Below are 17,467 nucleotides of genomic sequence, written 5' to 3'. Positions count from 1 at the left end.
TTCATCCTCCACTCGGATGTTCAATCAGCTCGCCATTCAGCAGTTCAAAATGCCGCTGACACTGCTGTGCCAGTTTGCGATCATGCGTGACCAGCACCAAAGTCGTCCCCAGTTCCTGGTTTAGTTGAAAGAGTAGTTGTTCAATTTCTCTGGCCGTTTCACCATCGAGATTGCCTGTAGGTTCATCGGCAAAAATGATTTTTGGTTCACTGACCAGTGCACGAGCGATGGCTACACGCTGTTGTTCACCGCCAGATAGGACTTTTGGCGTTTGCTGCGCCTGTCGATCCAGACCCACTTTATGCAACAGAGCCAAGGCTTTTTGCTCGGCTTCTGCATATTTAAAGCCGGGCTGCAGGCGCAGTGGCAGCATTACATTTTCAAGTGCAGTCAGGTGCGGTAAGAGCTGAAAAGACTGAAAGACAAACCCGATATTTCTTAAACGTACCAGTGCACGTTGTTCTTCATCCAAGCTAGAGACCGATTCGCCACAGACCATAAGCTGACCTGAACTCGCCTGATCCAGTGTCGCCAGAATACCCAGTAATGTGGATTTTCCGGAACCGGAACGACCGGTAATTGCCACTTGTTCTCCGGCCTGAATATCCAGATCAAGATCCTCAAAAATGGTGAGCTGTTTTTGTGAAAGTTGTATCTTTTGTGTCAATTTCTGGGCAGAAATAATAGCCTGTGGCATGATGGTCGAATCGTTGCTGCTTTGAATCATACGTGTCCTATATGAAAGATCTTAATCAGAAAACTCGGCTATTGCCTTACTTTTTTTTGCTCAGTCTGTGCCTGATACCACTCGGGGTCTCAGCAAAGACAATTATGATTTTAGGTGATAGTTTAAGTGCAGGTTATGGTATCCAGCCCCAGCAGGGTTGGGTACATTTATTACAAAAGCGTTTAGAGCAACAGTATCCGAAACAGCATAAAGTGGTCAATGCAAGTGTCAGTGGCGAAACCACCAGCGGAGCACTGGCCAGACTACCTAAACTGTTACAGACGCATCGTCCAGACCTTGTGGTGATTGAGTTAGGTGGCAATGATGGCTTGCGTGGACAACCACCGCAAATGATTCAAAAAAATTTAGCCAGCCTGATTCAGCAGAGCCAGAAAGCCAAGGCCAAGGTCATTGTATTTGGCATAAAGATGCCGCCTAATTACGGGCAGGCCTATAGCAAGGCGTTTGAAAATAATTATAAAGTGGTCAGTCAGCAATATAAGGTGAAATTATTGCCTTTCTTTATGCAAGGTGTCGCCGGTAATAAAACCCTGATGCAAAAGGATCTGATTCATCCAAATGCCAAAGCACAGACGATTCTGTTAAATAATGCTTATCCATACATTAAAGGCGCTTTATAAAGCGCCTTTAACTTATTTTAGAATATATTTAGATGAATCGTGATTAGAAATCGAAGAATGTCACTTCACCAGTTTCCAGTGAATATTCAGCACCCACGACTTTTAGTTTTCCTTGTCCAATCAGGTTTTCCAGAACGGCTGAACCGTGACGCAACTGATTCACCGAAGCAAATACGTTGGAACGTACTGCATGCTTGGACAATTTTGCCAAGTCATTTTTCAGTTCAGTTTGCATTAAAGTTTCAACTGAAGGACGTACGCGGTTCACAATCGACATCAGGTTTGCCGATGGGGGGCAATCTGGACACATCAAGGTATCAATAGTCGCTTTAATCGCACCACAGTGACTGTGACCTAACACCACCACAATCGCGCAATCATAACGTGCCGCGGCAAATTCAACACTGCCGACCTGTGAGGGTGCAACAATATTACCTGCAACACGAATCACAAAAAGATCGCCGAGACCCTGATCAAAAACCATTTCGGCTGGAACGCGCGAATCTGAACATCCCAAGACAATCGCAAACGGATTCTGATCCTCTGCCATTTCTGCGCGCTGTTGGTGGCTAAGTTGTTTTGGATGCGTGGTATCGCCACTGACAAAACGTTGGTTACCCTGTCTAAGACGTTCTAAAGCTTCTTGAGCTGTGAGCATTCTTTTCTATCACCGATGGTTTTAGTTGCAATATCTTACTGCCAGTTTTTTTGAATGTCACTTGCAAAAAATCTTAGCTGATTAAATTTTTAGCATTTATCTAATTTCATTTCTGCAGGGAATTTATGCGTAATACATCACATTTTCCAGTCATTTAATGCAATCTAGCAAAAAACTAATGGGTGACAAGCGCAAAGATTGATTTAAAATAGAATGAAGAATAATGTTTTTATTTGAATGAAAATTGCAAATTTATAACATGGAAGTATTTTGATTGAGCAATTTGCTCACTGGGTTTGTTTTGGGGAATGGCCAATGAAGAAAATAATAAAATTGCGCTCGAAAATGATCTGTTCAGCCGTAGTTGCCTTAAGCATGGCATTACCGGGCCTGACACATGCTCAAATACTGTTTAGCCAGAAAAATGAAACATCTGCCAAAGTCTTGCAGCAGCATCTGTTGCAGGAACGCAGCCTTGCCGGTCTCAAATCCAAGACCCTCAAAATTGGCGAGGTCACCTGGAGCTATAGCGAAGGCGGTGCCAAGAACAAACCATCTATTCTACTGATTCATGGTCTGGCCGGCACGCGCGACAACTGGAACCGGGTCGCCCAGTTTCTGACGCCCTATTATCATGTCATTATTCCGGATCTGCCAAGCAACGGCGACACCAAAGTTCCGGACAATTTTGATGTTTCTGTGCCCAATGTGACCTCTCAACTGCGTTTGTTCCTTGAAACCTTAAATGTGGACGAAAATTTACACATTGCCGGCCACTCTCTGGGTGGATCGATTGCTACGGTGTATGCTTCACAATATCCTTTCGATACGCAAAGTCTTTTTTTAATCAATAGTGCTGGTCTTTACAAAATGGGGAATACGTCCTATACCAAAGATCCTCAAGCCTTAAAAGACCTGATCGTCAGCAAACCTGGTGATCTTCAAGATGTTTCCAAACAGCTGATGCAGAATCCGCCAGTGATTCCTTATCAGTTACGGCATGCACAGGAAAAACTGTTGATTTCACGCGCTGAACAAACCAGCAAATCGATTGATCAGGTGGTGATGCTGAACCGGATTTATACACCGGAAACCTTTGCCCGCCTGACCCGTACGGTAGAAGCACCCACCTTGATTTTATGGGGCAGACAGGATCGAATCATTAATGTCGAAGTAGTCAAAGAACTACATGCCCTGCTGAAACGTGCCGAGAAACCAGTGATTTTAAATAATGTCGGGCATATGCCGATTCTTGAAGCAGAAAAACAGGTTGCACAACATTATTTGCCTTTTCTGGCCAAGACGCAGACCCTAAAAAACCCGCTTGCTGATAAACTCATTCCTTTAAATTAAGTTTCAGAGATGCTATGCAGAAACACCCGATGATTGAGCAGTTGATCGATGCTCAACTTGATTTTCTCGATCAGGCATTTTCTCAATCTGAAACGATTCAAAGCGAGTTTCATGCATTTTATTTATGGTTGCGTAAACAGACGCTAAAAGAGCTGTGGAGCTGTGAACTGATCAATCAGCTTTTGCAAAAACAGATTCTTGGTACTGCCGCCAGCAGCTTTCTGATTGAACAGATTGCCGAGCATATCCGTTTTGCCCTGGTCCATCCGGCCAATGATACCACCACGATTGCCGATCTGATTCCAGTATTGACCATAGACAAGATCGCCCAGTATGTGGCCAGCAAAAGTGGCCATCGGCAGCGTCTGATTAAAACCATAGTGAATAATCCGGCATTTTCCGCCATGATTACCCAATTGATCCAGCATTCCATTCAGGATTATCTGGATAACTCCATGATTGCCAAAAGCGTACCCGGGGTTTCCCGCTTTATGAAAATGGGCAAATCGGTACTGGAAAATGTCACCGATACCAACCTCGATAGCACCATTGCGCGTTATCTGCAAAAAAACATTCTAAAGCTCAGCCAGATGAGTGAGCATGTGCTGAACCAGCATTTTGACGACGAGAAACTCTATCATTTTCAGGCCAATCTCTGGCATAAAATCAAAGACATGCCAGTATCGGTCTTGAAGAATTATATTGAGCTGCAGGACCTGAATCAGACGGTCGGCTTAGGTCATGATATCTGGGATCATATACGTCAGACAGACTATCTGCAGCAGCAAGTGCATGACGGAATTCATACCTGGTATGTCCGCAATCAGGAACATACCTTTGATCAGTTATTACGTGATTTGAATATTGATGAAGCGCTAATTCAGAATGAATTGCAGCAACTGCTCAGTCCGGTAATCCAGCAGATGGTTTCTCAAGGCCATTTACGTGAGCGTGCACGCAAATATCTGGAACAATTTTATTATCATGAAGATACTTTGAAAATTCTTAAGATTTAAATAAAAAAGCCGCTATAAAGCGGCTTTTTTTGTCTGCTTAGATTAGAAATTATAGGTTAATCCGGCAAATACTTGCTGACGATCCAGATAATAATCATTTGAAGCATTTGACAGTTTTTTATCAAATAAATTATTTAACCCGGCCCGAACAGTGACTTGGTCATTCACCTCATAATTTGCAGACAGATTAAATACGGTATGTGGCTTTTGCATCACCACTGTATCTTCAGCACTTGCCGTATATTGCTCACCGGTATATTGCGCTGCAAGTTCCAAGGAAAGTGGATCAGTTGGCGTCCAGTTGAGTGCACTATAAACTGACAACTCTGGAATCGTTGAGAGATTCTTACCTGTGACTAAGTTTTTCGATTCAAAATAATAAGTTGCATTGGTTTTCCAGCTCAAACTATCTAAAAGTGGTAATGCTATACTTGCTTCCAAGCCTCGTACACGCGCTTTTTCAGCATTTTGATATTGTGTCCACCACACACCATTAATTTCGCCTAAAGCACGATATTCAATTTTATTTTTAAAATCTGTGTGGAAATAGGTTAAACCGAGATCAAAGTCATTTTGAGCAAAATTAAATCCAATTTCATAGTTAGTACTTTCTTCAGGCTGCAAGTCTGCATTACCAGCCATATAACATCCGCCCGACACATAACCCAAAGGCTTAAGTGATGTACATCCATTCCCCCCTGAACGAGTCGCGGCACCTGCAGTATTCTCTTTTAATGAAGGTGCTCTAAAGCCCTGAGCAACACCGCCTTTGACGGTCAATGCTTCATTTGGTTGCAGCACCAGATAAGCACGAGGACTATTATGTGTACCAAATTTATCGTGATGATCAAAACGGTTCCCCAGTGTTAAATGCACTTGATCATTAAAAATAATTTTATCTTCAATAAACAGCGCCCAAGTATCTCCTTCTAGCTCTGAACCATATTCATTTCCGTCATAACTTGGAATAGAAAGCCCAATATTACGTGTATTGATCAACTCTTCTGATTTCCACTGGCCTCCCACTGTAGCGATATGCTCAACACCTAACTGAAACGGAATATTGAGATTACCCTCTACAATGCTTTCCTTGGATTTTTGTGTGGTCGGCCCCGTCTCTGTCACCTGACTTTGATCATAATCATTATAGTAAGCAGTAATTTTTGAATCACCAAAAGCCCACTTGGCATCATGTGACAAGGAAATTGAACGATGTTCTAACTCTGACGGGCCCCAAGATAATACGGCCTGTTCTTGGCCATCCACCACCTGTGATGTGGTAGACGGGTTGTCTTGCTGTAACCCATAGCCCAGTTCTAAAGACAGGCTATGAATATCATTCGGCGTATAATCAAATTTTAAATTCGCATTTTGATCACGACTACCCGATTGTCCTGTTGCCTTATTTCCCGCCATTCCAGGAATATTACGATCAGAAATTTGATAGCCTTGATCCGCTTCCTGTTCAGTGATCCCGACTGTGGCACGCATACCTAGCGTATCGGTTAAAGGGCCATATCCGACTAGTCCTGATTGGATCGTTCGGCCCAAATCAGAAGATGTGGTGGGCACGGTATGGTTTAAGGTAAAAGACCCTCCCCATTCTGAAGGGATTTTTTTGGTAATGATATTGATCACTCCACCCATCGCATCAGAGCCATATAAAGAAGACATTGGCCCACGTACGACCTCAATGCGTTCAATCATTTCTGGTCTCACCCAGTTTAGATCTTGATGACCCAAGTTTGCACGATAATTGGTATCTCTGGACGAACCTACACGTTTTCCATCAATTAAGATAAGTGTGTAATTTTCAGGCATGCCACGTAATTGAATTTTTGAGCCAGCACCATTTGAACTAAGCCCCCCTGTTACCCCAGGTACACGTTTTAAAATATCTGCCAAGCTTGAAACAGGTTGTTTTTGAATTTCTTCGGCAGTAATGACACTAATTGAAGCTAGCGCAGATTTAACATCCACTGCCTGCCCACTCGCAGTCACCACAATCGTTTGTAACTTGGTCGTCTCAGACTGCAATACGCCTTCTTTTTCTTCAGTAACTTGATCTTGTGCTTGTACTGAAACAGTCATTGCTGTGAATACGGCAAAAGCTAAAGTTGTTTTTAAGAATGGCTTATTCATACCTTGTGCGCCCCAATATTTATGAAGAAATCATGTTTATTCGGTTGCGAAGTGTAACAGCTTCTCAATTTAATACAATTAATATTGATAATTATTATCATTAACATTCACTGGTTTTTTAAGCCAGATATAAAAAAACCTCGAAATTTCGAGGTTTTTTTATATGCGATAAATGAACTGTTATATAGAACAGCTTATTTCATATACGCACCTTCAGACTGACTATGATCCGTTTCATCAACGACATTCATCAATTCAGGAATATGCTGTTTTAGCGTTGTTTCTACACCTTGTTTCAAAGTGATATCAATCGCTGAACAGCCCTGGCAACCACCACCAAATTTAAGTACAGCGGTTAAACCTTTTTCAGGGTCTTCTTTGACTTCAACCAGTGCACAGTTACCGCCATGGCCTGCTAGGCCCGGGTTAATTTCAGACTGCAATACATAGGTAATACGCTCTTCTACCGATGCATCTGGCCCTACGCGTGGCACTTTGGAATTCGGTGCACGGAAAGTCAACTGACCACCAAAACGGTCTTTGTTGTAGTCAATCACGGCATCGAGTAAATACGGAATAGATGGCGAGTCGATAAAAGCAGGGAAATCAGGATATTCCTGCTTATAATCTGTCGGTACAACTTCATCAGGTGCACTATAGGCCATGCAACATTCAGCGCGAGGAGTACCCGGATGCTCTACAAAAACACGCACACCAATACCCGGGGTGTTCTGTTTATCCAGTAGATCCTTTAAATACTCTTGTGCTGTTGGTGTAATCAATAAGTTGGGAATTTCACCAACAACTGGAGTGCTGCTGTTCTCAGTCGACATAACAATAATTTCCTCAAGCTCAAGCGGCCATTTTAACTGAAGATGCGGGGTAATTTTTAAAAATCAACTAAAATTGTCGGATTTATTATAAAAGTACAACTTTAGCTTAATTTTAATGGCATGATAATTGGCAAATAGGCACCCTTAGAATCATTTATATGCTTGATTTACCTTTTAATCATACCGTGACCATTATTCTGATCACCTGTATTGTGTCATTTATTGCTTTCTCCAAAGAGACGGTGATGAATCGCCTGATTTTCTGGCCACCGGCACTGCAACGTGGACAATATGACCGCTTTATTACGCATGGCTTTATTCATGCGGATGGAGCTCATCTCTTGTTTAACATGATTACCCTGTTCTTCTTCGGCAGCGTGATTGAAAGCTTTTATCGTCAATATCTGTATGACCTGGGTTTTATCCTGTTTTACCTCGGTGGTCTGATCGCAGCGATTCTGCCAAGTTACCTGAAGCATAAAAATGATGCGCGCTGGGCCAGTCTAGGTGCTTCCGGTGCAGTCTCGGCTGTACTTTTTGCCTATATTCTGTTTGAACCTTGGAAGTTGATCTTTGTGTTCTTCATTCCGGTTCCTGCCATTATTTTTGCTGTGCTGTATGTAGCTTATAGCATCTGGTCAGGCAAAAAAGGCAATAGCACCATTAATCATAGCGCGCATTTATGGGGAGCGGCTTACGGGGTGGTCATGACGATTATTCTGGAGCCACGCCTGATTCCGCATTTCCTGAATAAACTGATGCAGGTTCCGTTTTAATCAGGTTTTTTAAATATTGAAGGAATAAAGCTACATATGAGTTAAGCCTCATATTTCTGCTGAAAATGGATAAGAGAGCTACTGCTCTCTTATTCGTTTGAAACATCTCGTAATATATTAGAAAGTGATGATGTCACTTAATGCCAATCTTGGACTGAATTTTGCAGCGATAATGTATACATCTGTATATTAATTACTATCATTCTCGAGATATTTTGCATGTCCATTACACCAGACGGTCTTCAATTTCCTCTTCAGTCTCCGCAACAAAAACCAAGTAGCTCCAAAGCAGGACGCGCGATCATCGCAGCAGCCTTAGCCAATGTCGATTCACACAGTTCTCAACAGGCACAATCAGAAAAAAACTGGCGCAAACACTACACAGTACATTTTAAGCAACTGGTCGAACAGGGACTGAGTTCTCCTGAAGCCAGCTTGAAAATTGCTGAAGATGGATTGGCAAAGGCCCATCAGACTTTTGAATTTTACCGTGATGGTCAAAAGTATGTATTGCAAGATGCCTTAACTCTGCCCGCTGAACAACTACATACATTCAAACTCACAGGTAGCAGTAAAGCTGTACCAGAATGGTATGTGCCTTACCACGGTCAAAAGCTGCAAGGTGATGCCTTATTGGAGCAGATTGAGCGCTGGGAAAGCCAAGGCATCGTGGAAACCAGTCATGCCAATGCCCTGCGTGAATGTGTGGTACATCCTGAATGGTTTGACTTGTCAGATCGGACGGCGGTGCTGTTTGGTGCAGCATCTGAAGCCGGTCCTCTGACCTGGCTGGCGAAATGGAAAGCCAATATTGTAGCGATTGATCTGCCGAATACCCGTGTATGGGGCAAGATTGTTGATACCATCAACCAAGGCAATGCCACGCTGTATGCGCCATGTACTGAAGACCTGCCTACTGATACTTCACTTGATATTTTAAAAGAAAAACTGGGGGCGAATTTGCTGACCCAGATTCCTGAAATTGCCAAATGGTTATTACAGTTCGAGCAGGATCTGGATCTGGCTGCAATTGCCTATCTGGATGGTGAAAAGCATGTTCGGGTCTCCATGGCGATGGATGCCATCATGCAGCATGTCAGCCAGCAAAAAGCTAATACCAGCCTGATGTACATGTGTACGCCGACCGATGTTTATGCGGTTCCGAGTGAAGTGATTGAAGCGTCAAAAGTAAAATATACTGAACGCTCCAAGGCACAGGCAATCATCTCCAAAGGTGTTTCCACTTTAAGCCGCAAACATTTTTTCCAGAAAAATGCGCATGAACTGATTCAGTCTGGTGATCAGGCATATGGCATTTGTGACTGTCTAGTAGTTGAACAAGGCCCGAACTATGCGCTGGCAAAACGTATCCAGCAATGGCGTGCCACCTTGGCTCGCGCTCAAGGCCAACGGGTCAGTATCAATATTGCGCCTTCGACGACCACCTATTCCGTGACCAAGAATCCGCTATTAAAAGCCGCATTTAACGGTGCCAGCCTGTTTGATGTTGAAGCTTTCGCGCCTGAAACCACCAATGCGATTATGGCGGCACTATGGATTCATGATCTGCGTAATCCGGAATCGGTGGCCAATCCTGAAGTAAAACTCAACCATCCGCTTGAATTGATGATGCATGGCGCGAATCATGGTGGTTTGTGGCGGGTTGCTTATCTGGCGCGTACTGCATTGCCTTTTGCTGCGCTGTATGGTTTTGCAACGGAGAAGTTGCCAAAAGGATTATTAAGTAAGTTGAAGAAGTAATTTAGTTCCTTCTTTCGAGACTTCTTCTACGTTAGATAAACTTTTATTTAATGTTTATCCCCTCACCCTTGCGAAGCAGTGCTTCTCATCTCCCAAAGGGAGAGGGAGCTTCCCCAATGGATTCAAATGAGTATTAAGCATCTAAAGAAACGTTTTTTAATAAAATGAATACTATTCAAATTAAACTCGCTTTATTTGAATAAATAATGTAATTCCCTCTCCTGAGCAAGTTTTAAAGCACCGCTTTTAAATCGAAGCGCAAGTGAGGGTCAGAGAGAGGTAAAAATCACCTATAAAAAAAGCTGCTCTAGAGCAGCTTTTTTTATGTCTAAATAACTTAGAACACTTTTAACAGTACCCAATACAAACCGCCTGACAGGCAGATCGTTGCTGGCAAGGTAAATATCCAAGCAGACAGAATAGTTTTCACCATCTGGAAGTTCAGACCTGACTTGTTCGCCACCATGGTACCTGCTACTGCAGAGTTCAATACATGGGTAGTAGATACCGGCATACCAAAGCCATCTGCCGCCGCAATGGTCGACATCGCAACAAGTTCGGCAGACATACCCTGACCATAAGTCATATGCTGTTTACCAATACGCTCACCGACAGTCACGACAATACGCTTCCAGCCGACCATCGTACCCAGACCGAGTGCCAAGGCTGTCGCCACTTTTACCCAGGTCGGGATGTATTGCAGGAATGAATCCAGATTGTCACGGTATTCATCCACTGTTTTTTCCTGCGCAGCACTCATTGCCGGTAAAGCTTCTGCTTTATCCAGACGCTTAAATGCTGTAGTGCTCAGATACATGTCATTACGGAATTCAGATACTTGAGCTTCAGGAACATCCTTGATGCTGGTATAGCTACCGACTTTCTCACCCAGATGATCCGTCAAGCTTGCCAATGCAGGCACGACTTCAGGGGTAATTTCCTTGGTCTGAATGTACTTGGTAATGACATCACGGGCTTGTTCATCCGGAATATCCTGATGATTTGGATAGATCACATCCGCTGTTTGTGCAGATAACTGACCAAAAGATTGAATATGTTGTGCATCCAGATTCTTGTTCAGCGAGTACGCCAACGGTACACAGCCGATCAGAATCAGCATGATCAGGCCCATACCTTTTTGACCGTCATTTGAACCATGGGCAAAACTCACCCCAGTACAGGTAAAGATCAGCATGGCACGAATCAATGGTGGCGGTGGCTTGTTACCTTCAGGTGGCTGGAACAATTCCAGTTGACGCTTGAAGATTTTTTTCACCAGCAGGAACACAATTGCAGCAAATGCAAAACCGATTAAAGGCGAGAATAATAGCGCCTTACCGACTTTCATGACTTGCTCCATGTCTATACCTGAAGCGCCAGTACCGGCATTCAGAATATAGTTCATGATGCCCACACCCAGAATCGAACCGATCAGGGTATGTGAACTGGATGCCGGAATACCGAGGAACCAGGTTCCCAGATTCCAGAGAATTGCCGCGATCAGCATGGCAAAAACCATGGCAAAACCTGCTCCGGAGCCGACATTCATGATCAGCTCGACTGGCAATAACGCAATAATGCCGTAAGCGACCGCACCACTGGCGACCATAACCCCAAGGAAATTACAGAAGCCGGCCCACATCACTGCGACAGGAGCTGAAAGTGCATTGGTATAAATGACTGTGGCCACAGCATTGGCGGTATCGTGAAAGCCATTGACGAACTCAAAGCTCAACGCAATAAAAAGTGCCGTCGCTAACAAAATAACTGAATACAAGCCCAAGGCCGGTACATGCGCTAAATCTGCAGACAACTGGAAGCCGATATAAATCAGCGTAGTGATAATAAGAGTCAGGAACACCGGCATAAAGAATTTCGGTGTTGGCACATGAACATTGGTCGACTTTTGGGAAGCCGACCCGTGTGCTGAATCTACGGGAGTTTGATTAGGATTCATGCAAGCAGGAATAGAGGATTCAAGAATCCCCATATTGTTCAGTTAAATTGTGACAATTATATGACAAACTGCTGTCATATGAAGCAATTATTTGGATTTTCTTGCTGCTATTCGTCCTGTTTAATTCCGACTAAAACACTAGATTTTGATTTTATATATCAATTACTTAAGAGAGGATTCCAGCTTATTTAAGCTTAGCAACCGCACATATTTTGCTACCAAAACGATTCATGCCCTACCTGTCATCAAGCAGAGCAAAAGTTTCATTTGCACAGCATAAGCCATCAATATGATAATTTCATGAATGAAAGCATCAGCTTAATTTTCTGATCCTGTTTCTTGTCTGTAAGGCATCGAATCAGATTCGAGATTGCATTATTTTCTGATCCGCATGTTAAAACTTGTTGTTTTTCTAGATGACTTATCAAATTTTCATATCATGCTTATCCATCATTCTGAGCAATCTCAGCAGAAATCAGCCAACTAATCTGCTAAGATTAGCGTCGTTTTTTTTGATTTCTGCTGAGAAAGTTTGAATGTCTACACTTACCACTTTAAAAGAACTTCTTGCCAAAAGAATTTTAATTATCGATGGTGCGATGGGTACCATGATCCAGCGCCATAAACTGGAAGAAGCCGATTATCGTGGTGAGCGTTTTGCTGACTGGGCCTATGATCTCAAAGGTAATAATGATTTGCTGGTGCTGACTCAGCCACAAATCATTCAAGGCATTCATGAAGCTTACTTGGAAGCTGGCGCCGACATTATTGAAACCAACACCTTTAACGGTACCCGCGTTTCAATGTCGGATTACCACATGGAAGATCTGGTTCCCGAGATTAACCGTGAAGCAGCGCGTCTGGCCAAAGAAGCCTGTGCCAAATATTCAACGCCTGAAAAACCACGCTTTGTAGCCGGTGTGATTGGTCCGACATCGCGTACCACTTCTATTTCTCCAAACGTGAATGATCCGGCGTTCCGTAACATCACTTTTGATGCACTCAAAGTTGACTATATTGAATCGACCAAGGCCTTGATCGAAGGTGGTGCAGACATCATCCTGATCGAAACTGTGTTCGATACTTTAAATGCCAAAGCTGCCATCTTTGCAGTAAAAGAAGTCTTTAAAGAATTAGGCTATGAACTGCCAATCATGATTTCAGGTACGATCACGGATGCATCAGGTCGTACATTGACTGGTCAAACCGCTGAAGCCTTCTGGAACTCGATGCGCCATGCAGAGCCGTTATCTATCGGCTTTAACTGTGCCCTAGGTGCAGATGCGATGCGCCCACACGTGAAAACCGTGTCTGACGTTGCCGATACCTTTGTTTCAGCACATCCAAACGCTGGCTTGCCAAATGCCTTTGGTGGTTATGATGAAACACCTGAAGAAACTGCGGCCTTCATTAAAGAATTTGCTGAAAGTGGCTTAATTAATATTACCGGTGGTTGCTGTGGTACTACGCCGGATCATATCCGCGCGATTGCAAATGCTGTTGCAGGCATTACCCCTCGTCAAATTCCTGAAATTGAACCGGCGTGTCGTTTAAGCGGTTTAGAGCCATTTAACATCACCAAAGATTCACTGTTTGTGAACGTGGGTGAACGTACCAACGTCACCGGTTCGAAAAAATTCCTGCGTCTGATTCGTGAAGAAAACTTCGCCGAAGCGCTTGATGTTGCCCGTCAACAGGTTGAAGCCGGTGCACAAATCATTGACATCAACATGGATGAAGGTATGCTCGATTCACAAGGTGCGATGGTGCATTTCCTGAATCTGATTGCTTCTGAGCCGGATATTTCACGTGTACCAATCATGCTGGATTCTTCTAAATGGGAGATTATCGAAGCAGGCCTGAAATGTGTGCAAGGTAAAGCCGTGGTGAACTCGATTTCCCTGAAAGAAGGTCATGACGAGTTTGTCGAACGTGCCCGCCTCTGCCGTCAATATGGTGCTGCGGTGATCGTGATGGCATTTGATGAAGATGGTCAGGCCGATACAGCTGCGCGCAAAAAAGAAATCTGTAAGCGTTCATATGATGTTCTGGTGAATGAAGTGGGCTTCCCCTCTGAAGATATTATCTTTGACCCGAACGTCTTTGCGATTGCGACCGGTATTGAAGAACACAACAACTATGGCGTGGACTTTATTGAAGCGACTGGCTGGATTAAACAGAACCTGCCAAATGCGATGATTTCTGGTGGTGTGTCGAACGTATCGTTCTCGTTCCGTGGTAACGAACCGGTACGTGAAGCGATTCACTCGGTGTTCCTGTACCATGCCATTCAGCAAGGCATGACTATGGGTATTGTAAATGCCGGTCAGATGGCGATTTACGATGACATCGATAAAGAATTGAAAGAAGCGGTTGAAGATGTTGTTTTAAACCAGAACCAGGGTGAAAGCGGTCAGGAAGCAACCGAAAAACTACTTGCGGTTGCTGAAAAATACCGTGGTCAAAGTGGTACGCAAAAAGCCGAAGAAAATCTGGAATGGCGTAATGAGTCTGTTGAAAAACGGCTTGAATATGCATTGGTAAAAGGCATCACGACTTATATCGACCAGGATACTGAAGAAGCTCGTTTAAACTCTACACGTCCACTGGATGTGATTGAAGGTCCATTGATGGCGGGTATGAACGTAGTCGGCGATCTGTTCGGTGCCGGTAAAATGTTCTTGCCACAAGTAGTCAAATCTGCACGTGTGATGAAACAGGCTGTAGCGTGGTTGAACCCGTTCATTGAGGCCGAGAAAACCCAAGCTGAAGCTAAAGGTAAAATCCTGCTGGCTACGGTGAAAGGTGATGTACACGACATCGGTAAAAACATCGTTGGCGTAGTATTAGGCTGTAATGGTTATGACATCGTGGATCTGGGCGTGATGGTGCCATGCGAGAAGATTCTGCAAACTGCGATTGATGAAAAAGTCGATATCATCGGTTTGTCTGGTCTGATCACGCCGTCTCTGGATGAAATGGTCTTTGTTGCCAAAGAAATGCAGCGCAAAGGCTTTAACATTCCACTGATGATTGGTGGTGCGACGACTTCTAAAGCGCATACCGCAGTGAAAATCTCACCGCAATATCATAATGATGGCGTGCTTTATACCGCGGATGCTTCGCGTGCTGTGGGTGTAGCAACGCAGTTGCTCTCTCCTGAAATGAAACCAAAACTTTTGGCTGACTATGCAGCGGATTATGAAAAAATTCGTACCCGTCTTGCGAACAAGCAACCGAAAGCGGCGAAATTGTCTTATCAAGAGTCAGTCGAAAACGGCTTCAAGATCGATTTCGACAAGAATGCACCGGTTAAACCAAACTTCATTGGTTCAGAAACCTTTACCAATTATCCGCTTGAAGCTTTGGTGGAATATTTTGACTGGACACCGTTCTTTATTTCCTGGAGTCTAGCGGGCAAATTCCCGAAAATCCTAGAAGATGAAGTGGTGGGTGAAGCCGCGCGTGACTTGTATGAACAAGCACAAGCAATGCTGAAAGACATTATCGAAAACAAACGTTTCGATGCGCGTGCAACCTTCAGTATTTACCCTGCAAACCGTGTCGCAGCAGATACCGTTGCGGTGACTGATGCAAATGGCAATGTAACACACAGCTTTGAGCACCTTCGTCAGCAGTCTGACAAAGTCACAGGTAAAGCAAACTACTCTTTGGCTGACTTTATTGCCCCTAAAGATGTGGCGCAGGATTACTTGGGTGGTTTTACCGTGTCGATCTTTGGTGCGGAAGAACTTTCTCAAGAATACAAAGCCAAAGGTGATGACTATAACGCGATTATGGTTCAAGCTTTGGGCGACCGTTTTGCAGAAGCATTTGCAGAACACTTGCACCAACGTATTCGTAAAGAGTTCTGGGGCTACCAGGCAGACGAACAGCTTTCTAATGAAGAATTGATCAAAGAGAAATATGTCGGTATTCGTCCTGCACCGGGCTACCCTGCTTGTCCTGAACATTCTGAAAAAGCGCCGCTGTTTGATTGGTTAGGTACGACTGATAAGATCGGAACTTACTTAACTAGTAGTTTTGCAATGTGGCCACCTTCATCAGTCAGTGGTTTCTACTATGCAAACCCTGAAACTGAATACTTTAACGTGGGTAAAATCTCTGGCGATCAGTTGGAAGATTATGCGAAGCGTAAAGGTTGGACGTTAGATGAGGCGAAACGTTGGTTAGCGCCGAATTTGGATGATTCTGTGGTTTAATCCCCCTCCTTGCGAAGCGATGCTTCTCACCTTTGATAAAGGGGAAGAATCCATTCGTATCGAATATGAAAAATCCCCTCTTATGAGGGGATCTTTAACTGAATCAGGCAAAATTTACTTAATTTAAGATAAAAATGAGTATAAACAGTACCAAATTCGCTATTAACATTGTTTCTAATTTTAAAAAAAACAATAATCTGAATAAGATCAAAGGGGGAGAAATTGCTCTTTTTCGCTCACTACTTTGGTCTTTTAAAAATGCTACTCAGAAAAATGTATATATAGAAGAACATCACGGAACTAATCATCAGGTTACATTCACAGGTAATGGTACTTACGCTCGATCCTCTGCCAGATGTGAGTTATCCGATCTTCTTCTTATTTCATTTAACTCAAGAGAAGCTAGATTAACTTATTTACAGGCAAAGTATGAGAATACAATAGTATCCGATGTTCAAACTCATAAATGGAAAGCCAACCTAGAGCAGTGGTTTTTATTAAATCAATTACCACTAATAAAAGGCTATGGCAAATTCAACCCTCCTGCTGATTTATTAAATTCTGCTAAACTAAAATCGATTGGTTCATTTGGTTTTTTCCATAAAGATTTATCTGGGGACTTTGATCTATATTATGCAAGTGCAGAACATTTATCTTTACCAATCACTTATACTCAAAGATCAGGAAAATTATTTGTTAATCGAACTTCTTTGAACTCGCATTTATTACGTCAATTTGTTGGATTTTCAGAAAAAGAATGCTTAGAAGCTACTAGTTTACATAATTTTTTAGTTCAACTATATAACTTACAAGTGGGTACCCCTATACACATTAATAATTCAATCTCTAGATGGATTATTAGTAATTTAAAATCTCTTCCTAATTCATCATTGGTTAATGATTTACTAAAAGTTATCGATATAAATCATGATACTCCTTTAGATAATCAAATTCCTAAAAACTTTAACTACGAATTAAATTTTGGTGCAAAAAAAATCCTACTAATTCGAGTTAATGATGAAAGTATATTTTAAATTTATTTTCAATCACCAAATTGGCAGCAGGACAGTAAAAATCCACAATGTAATTCAAAATCGGCTTTTGCCTATAAAACTGTAAACCCAAGATTTGCTTGTTACGAAGCCGTGACCACAACAACTTTTCAGCGTCGGTCATGTTATTGCGTAAATCTCGCGAGGCTTGTTTTAAATTTTTATTGTAGGGTTTCATTTTTTATTCTCTTTTTTGAATCTCCCCTAGCCCCTCTTTAGAAAAGGGGGACTTCATGAATCCAAAGCCACCATCCAATTCGCGACAAGTCCCCCTTTAACAAAGGGGGATTTAGGGGGATTCTTATCATAAATATATACATCAAAAACC

General features: G+C 42.9%; 12 protein-coding genes and 1 pseudogene. 7 read left to right on the top strand and 6 right to left on the bottom strand.

Annotation, left to right across the window (positions count from 1 at the left end):
• Position 1: 1 nt before the first annotated feature.
• Positions 2-727 (bottom strand): ABC transporter ATP-binding protein, encoded by a 726-nt coding sequence (locus tag FTT86_RS00135; RefSeq protein WP_180180350.1) that lies wholly within the window; start codon positions 725-727, stop codon positions 2-4.
• An 11-nt stretch (positions 728-738) separates the two neighbouring features.
• On the opposite strand from FTT86_RS00135, the gene FTT86_RS00130 reads away from it, so the two are divergent.
• Entirely contained in the window at positions 739-1,368 is a 630-nt protein-coding gene (locus FTT86_RS00130; RefSeq protein ID WP_005246979.1) for an arylesterase, read from the top strand.
• A gap of 43 nt (positions 1,369-1,411) precedes the next feature.
• Here the strand turns inward: FTT86_RS00130 and FTT86_RS00125 are convergent, their stop codons facing one another.
• On the bottom strand, positions 1,412-2,026 hold the full coding sequence (locus tag FTT86_RS00125) for a carbonic anhydrase (protein WP_004646264.1): 615 nt from the start codon (positions 2,024-2,026) through the stop codon (positions 1,412-1,414).
• Positions 2,027-2,341: 315 nt separating this feature from the next.
• Here FTT86_RS00125 and FTT86_RS00120 point away from each other — a divergent pair, with 315 nt between their 5' ends.
• Positions 2,342-3,379 carry an alpha/beta fold hydrolase gene (locus tag FTT86_RS00120; protein WP_180180349.1) on the top strand — a complete coding sequence of 346 codons (1,038 nt, stop codon included), beginning with the start codon at positions 2,342-2,344 and terminating at the stop codon, positions 3,377-3,379.
• Between the two features lie 14 nt (positions 3,380-3,393).
• Complete coding sequence (locus FTT86_RS00115) at positions 3,394-4,395, top strand: hypothetical protein (protein WP_180180348.1); 1,002 nt, start codon at positions 3,394-3,396, stop codon at positions 4,393-4,395.
• Positions 4,396-4,437: 42 nt separating this feature from the next.
• On the opposite strand, the gene FTT86_RS00110 is transcribed toward FTT86_RS00115, so the two are convergent.
• Positions 4,438-6,537 (bottom strand): TonB-dependent receptor domain-containing protein, encoded by a 2,100-nt coding sequence (locus FTT86_RS00110; RefSeq protein ID WP_180180347.1) that lies wholly within the window; start codon positions 6,535-6,537, stop codon positions 4,438-4,440.
• A gap of 194 nt (positions 6,538-6,731) precedes the next feature.
• Positions 6,732-7,370 carry a Fe-S biogenesis protein NfuA gene (nfuA, locus tag FTT86_RS00105; protein WP_044111637.1) on the bottom strand — a complete coding sequence of 213 codons (639 nt, stop codon included), beginning with the start codon at positions 7,368-7,370 and terminating at the stop codon, positions 6,732-6,734.
• Between the two features lie 158 nt (positions 7,371-7,528).
• On the opposite strand from nfuA, the gene FTT86_RS00100 reads away from it, so the two are divergent.
• The gene (locus tag FTT86_RS00100) at positions 7,529-8,146 is read left to right on the top strand and encodes a rhomboid family intramembrane serine protease (protein ID WP_180180346.1); all 618 of its coding nucleotides are present in this window, start codon (positions 7,529-7,531) and stop codon (positions 8,144-8,146) included.
• Between the two features lie 219 nt (positions 8,147-8,365).
• A complete protein-coding gene (locus tag FTT86_RS00095; protein ID WP_180180345.1) occupies positions 8,366-9,907 on the top strand; it encodes a hypothetical protein in 1,542 nt (513 codons plus the stop codon).
• A 337-nt stretch (positions 9,908-10,244) separates the two neighbouring features.
• On the opposite strand, the gene FTT86_RS00090 is transcribed toward FTT86_RS00095, so the two are convergent.
• The gene (locus tag FTT86_RS00090) at positions 10,245-11,864 is read right to left on the bottom strand and encodes an inorganic phosphate transporter (RefSeq protein ID WP_044111639.1); all 1,620 of its coding nucleotides are present in this window, start codon (positions 11,862-11,864) and stop codon (positions 10,245-10,247) included.
• A gap of 536 nt (positions 11,865-12,400) precedes the next feature.
• On the opposite strand from FTT86_RS00090, the gene metH reads away from it, so the two are divergent.
• Positions 12,401-16,087: a methionine synthase gene (gene metH, locus FTT86_RS00085; RefSeq protein ID WP_044111640.1), complete on the top strand. Its 3,687-nt coding sequence runs from the start codon at positions 12,401-12,403 to the stop codon at positions 16,085-16,087.
• Between the two features lie 134 nt (positions 16,088-16,221).
• Positions 16,222-17,121 carry a hypothetical protein gene (locus FTT86_RS00080; RefSeq protein ID WP_044112858.1) on the top strand — a complete coding sequence of 300 codons (900 nt, stop codon included), beginning with the start codon at positions 16,222-16,224 and terminating at the stop codon, positions 17,119-17,121.
• A 7-nt stretch (positions 17,122-17,128) separates the two neighbouring features.
• Here FTT86_RS00080 and FTT86_RS00075 read toward each other — a convergent pair.
• Positions 17,129-17,317: pseudogene (locus tag FTT86_RS00075) on the bottom strand (endonuclease domain-containing protein); the annotation flags it as partial.
• Between the last annotated feature and the right edge of the window lie 150 nt (positions 17,318-17,467).

Source organism: Acinetobacter sp. YH01021 (assembly GCF_013420255.1).
Lineage (GTDB): Bacteria > Pseudomonadota > Gammaproteobacteria > Pseudomonadales > Moraxellaceae > Acinetobacter.
This window is presented reverse-complemented; position numbering and strand designations above follow the sequence as displayed.

Coding starts and splice junctions, on each gene's coding strand:
- FTT86_RS00135 (WP_180180350.1), bottom strand. CDS start 727: ATGATTCAAAGCAGCAACGATTCGACCATCATGCCACAGGCTATTATT.
- FTT86_RS00130 (WP_005246979.1), top strand. CDS start 739: ATGAAAGATCTTAATCAGAAAACTCGGCTATTGCCTTACTTTTTTTTG.
- FTT86_RS00125 (WP_004646264.1), bottom strand. CDS start 2,026: ATGCTCACAGCTCAAGAAGCTTTAGAACGTCTTAGACAGGGTAACCAA.
- FTT86_RS00120 (WP_180180349.1), top strand. CDS start 2,342: ATGAAGAAAATAATAAAATTGCGCTCGAAAATGATCTGTTCAGCCGTA.
- FTT86_RS00115 (WP_180180348.1), top strand. CDS start 3,394: ATGCAGAAACACCCGATGATTGAGCAGTTGATCGATGCTCAACTTGAT.
- FTT86_RS00110 (WP_180180347.1), bottom strand. CDS start 6,537: ATGAATAAGCCATTCTTAAAAACAACTTTAGCTTTTGCCGTATTCACA.
- nfuA (WP_044111637.1), bottom strand. CDS start 7,370: ATGTCGACTGAGAACAGCAGCACTCCAGTTGTTGGTGAAATTCCCAAC.
- FTT86_RS00100 (WP_180180346.1), top strand. CDS start 7,529: ATGCTTGATTTACCTTTTAATCATACCGTGACCATTATTCTGATCACC.
- FTT86_RS00095 (WP_180180345.1), top strand. CDS start 8,366: ATGTCCATTACACCAGACGGTCTTCAATTTCCTCTTCAGTCTCCGCAA.
- FTT86_RS00090 (WP_044111639.1), bottom strand. CDS start 11,864: ATGAATCCTAATCAAACTCCCGTAGATTCAGCACACGGGTCGGCTTCC.
- metH (WP_044111640.1), top strand. CDS start 12,401: ATGTCTACACTTACCACTTTAAAAGAACTTCTTGCCAAAAGAATTTTA.
- FTT86_RS00080 (WP_044112858.1), top strand. CDS start 16,222: ATGAGTATAAACAGTACCAAATTCGCTATTAACATTGTTTCTAATTTT.